Source organism: Vibrio sp. 10N.247.311.13, assembly GCF_041467595.1.
GTDB classification, from domain to species: domain Bacteria; phylum Pseudomonadota; class Gammaproteobacteria; order Enterobacterales; family Vibrionaceae; genus Vibrio; species Vibrio crassostreae_C.
This window is the reverse complement of record NZ_JBFSUX010000116.1, coordinates 1-3,346: the sequence shown is the minus strand read 5'-3', so window position 1 is coordinate 3,346 and position 3,346 is coordinate 1. Positions and strand designations below refer to the sequence as shown.

Below are 3,346 nucleotides of genomic sequence, written 5' to 3'. Positions count from 1 at the left end.
CCGTAGAGGACTTTCACCTCCTAGATCAACGCCATGCTCGGCGCACAATAAAAAAGGGAACATACATTGTATGTTCCCTTTATATTCAGAATTTTATTCAAACCCTTTTGTTAAAACGCTTACTTTTCAAATCGAATATTGTCTAGTTTAAAACGCATTTCTCCTTGAGGCTCAAACACTAAAAGGTTAGTGATCATTTTTGGATCAGCTTGATTCCCACCAGCAAAACGGTTGTCTCTCTTTAAAATGTCAGCGATTGGAATACGTACCGTCTTCCATTCATTCATTGCTGATAACGGCACGGTATAGTCACTTGTTTTCGGCCAGCCGCTGTCCATCTTAACCAATAGTTCAACCCCATCAGCCATACTCTCAACTTTCAAATCAAAGACCAGTTCACCCGTTTCTTGCCAATGTGTCACATCTGTTACAGGAGAACGAAAATAGATATTTCCTGATCCTTCTTTCTTATTCACTTGTAGCACTGTTCCACGATCTGGTTCGGTCACTTCTTGATAGTCAACAATATCCAATGGATCATAGCTTGCATAAGCCAAGCTTGCGTTAAGAGTTTCGGTAAAAATCTCCAACGTTGGTCCATCAGCATAACTATCATCGGTTGCTAAGATCTCTGGAGCTTCGTGCCCTATCACTTGTATTGCATGTTCAGAGCGACTTGCACACCCTTTTCCTTTCCAACGATCAACCTTACAACGGTATACCTTGACCGAATCAACTAGCATTGTTTTCGGAAACAAACCTTCGTCGATGCCTTTATCATTTGCGTTCGCTGACCACGCCCCACCGACAGCCAAGTTCAATAACAAATGAAACTTTTCATCAAACGGAGCTGCTCCACTCGCATTAATGAGTTTCCCTTCTTCCGCTTCATATTGGCTGTACCAGCCCTCTTGAGTTTGAGTCGCGTAATGAATATTGTCTACATACCAACGAATTTCACCTTCTTCCCACTCAATCGCGTATGTATGGAAGCCCTCAGTAGGGTTCACACCATTTGGCAATGTCGCGGCTTGCCCTTTATAAACATTGTCTGGCCAATTTCGTCCGTAATGTAACGTCCCGTAGACCCGGCTCTCTAGAGCATCATTTTTCGCTCCCGCCGCATCTGAAAGTGTGTTTAGGTTAACCGCTTCCATAATATCGATTTCGCCAGAAGCAGCCCATGTACCATATTTATTGTCGGTTGGCAGCATCCAAATCGCGGGCCATGAACCTTGTCCACCGGGTAACTTTGCTCTGATTTCATAACGGCCATATTTGGTGTCACGCTTGTCTCTTGTACTTAGCCTCGCAGAAGTATAAGGGAGTGTTTTAGTTGCTCCGCCAATCGTACCTTCGGCATTGTCAGGCCCAGTATGACTTTGCTTCAGCGCGACAATGTGTAAAAAGCCATCTTTAACAAATGCGTTATTAGGATCATCCGTGTAGCACTGTTGTTCATTGTTCCCTCCTCCCCAACAGTTCACTTCTAATGACCAATTACGTTTATTTATTTGCTCGCCTTCAAACTGGTCTTCCCACACCAATTGCCAGTCTGAACTTAAAGTAACTGGAGCATGGGATAGCACAATCGCTTTTTCAGTTTGAGCTAAGTCAGCACTTTCGGATACCGGCAGCTCTATCGCCGTGCAGCCAGACATCAAAGCGGCAGAAATAAAAGACGTTAATATCTTTACCTGATTGGTTAGATCTTGCATTACAACTCCTTGTATCACGACTTTCTAAGCAGGCGACACGTAATATCGGAGCCCATAACAGAAAGTCGATAAATGAATAAGTCCGCGAGCATGGACCCAATATGCCATGCACGACTGTTTCAAAATGAGTATATAAAAGTGCATAGTTCAAAAAAGAGACAACGCTCACCTTAAGAAAGCGCTTTCTTGTTGGGTTTCACATTTTGCTAAAATTCGTTGTGGTTTGTGTAGATTCTCAAGAATTTTTTGACCTGATTATCTGCATAACACCCTAGAATCCCTTTATTCTAAGGCTTCTGTTTTTTCTAGCTTACAACGAAGTTCAGAAAAACAGATTCACTTTTATTACAACACAAAGAAAGCGATTGCTTGATATTTGAACGAGTATATGGAAATATTCGTGACGTTACTTTGTATGCTTAACCTTCAAATTTAGCGTTAAGCAGTTCTGAGTTTTTAAATATTAATCATTGGATTACTAGGCTCTTATTGATCACGAAGGTAATATAGCTTAGTTCACTCCTTGTAGAGATAAGGCCACTACCATTGATCACCATTAAAGAAGTATCTGAACTTGCTCAAGTTTCTCAATCAACCGTCTCACGAGCATTAAATGGTCACCCTACGGTAAAGGAAGCCAATCGCGAAAAAGTATTCAAAGCTATTGATCAACTAGGCTACAAGCCTAATGCGTTTGCACAAGCTCTAGCCTCCAGTCGTTCAAATAGCATTGGCATGCTAGTTGGTTCGCTTGATGGGCCTTTCTATGGACCATTAATGCATACAGCCGAAGATACCGTTCGCCAAAATAATATTCACTTAATCGTTACAAGTGGCCAGGAATCACGAACCAAAGAGCTCGATTCTATCCAGTTTTTGCAATCTAAACTTGTGGATGGCCTCATTGTTCACTCAGACAAGCTCAGTGATGACGAACTGATCAAAATAGCGAAAGACAGTGAAACAATGATTGTTCTCAACCGTTTTATTCCTGAGATTTCTGATCGCTGTATTTACATTGATAATGAGCTTGGTGGCTACCTTGCAACGAAGCACTTACTTGAGAACGGCCATAAAAAAGTCGCTTGTATCACAGGCCAGTTGAGTAAAGTTGATAGTAGAGATCGCTTTCAAGGGTATCGAAATGCCTTGTTAGAGTTCGGTATCGAATACGACGCAGGGCTGTTTGTAGAGGGACGCTTTGATCATCAAGGCAACCACGAAGCTGCGCGACGCTTGTTAGACCGAGACCCTGAGATCACCGCGATTTTCTGTCAAAATGACAACATCGCGCTTGCTGTATATGACGTAGCAGCAGAGCGAAACCTCATTATTGGGCGAGACCTTTCAGTCGTAGGCTTCGATAACGATACTCATAGCCAGCATATTCGTCCTCGCTTATCGACGGTCGACTTTCCAGTTCATGAGATGGGAGAAGAAGCTGCAAAAGGTGTTTTATCGTTAATTAATAAACGCGACTACCCATTGAAGCACAAACTAACCCCGACATTGATTGTAAGAGAGTCCGTGGCTAAGCTTTGATTTTTGTATATCAAGCACCCCATTTTTTACACTTAATCGAGTAGGAGGAGGCCTCACGGCCTCCGTCCTCTCACACCACCGTACAA

At 42.7% G+C, this 3,346-nt stretch carries 2 protein-coding genes; one reads left to right on the top strand and one right to left on the bottom strand.

Annotated features, from left to right (window positions below; all coding sequences use genetic code 11):
• Positions 1–119: 119 nt before the first annotated feature.
• Positions 120–1,718: a glycoside hydrolase family 16 protein gene (locus tag AB6E52_RS22830; RefSeq protein ID WP_102319823.1), complete on the bottom strand. Its 1,599-nt coding sequence runs from the start codon at positions 1,716–1,718 to the stop codon at positions 120–122.
• Positions 1,719–2,264: 546 nt separating this feature from the next.
• Between AB6E52_RS22830 and AB6E52_RS22825 the strand changes: the two genes are divergently transcribed.
• A complete protein-coding gene (locus AB6E52_RS22825; RefSeq protein WP_102319824.1) occupies positions 2,265–3,260 on the top strand; it encodes a LacI family DNA-binding transcriptional regulator in 996 nt (331 codons plus the stop codon).
• Positions 3,261–3,346 lie beyond the last annotated feature (86 nt).

Coding starts and splice junctions, on each gene's coding strand:
- AB6E52_RS22830 (WP_102319823.1), bottom strand. CDS start 1,718: ATGCAAGATCTAACCAATCAGGTAAAGATATTAACGTCTTTTATTTCT.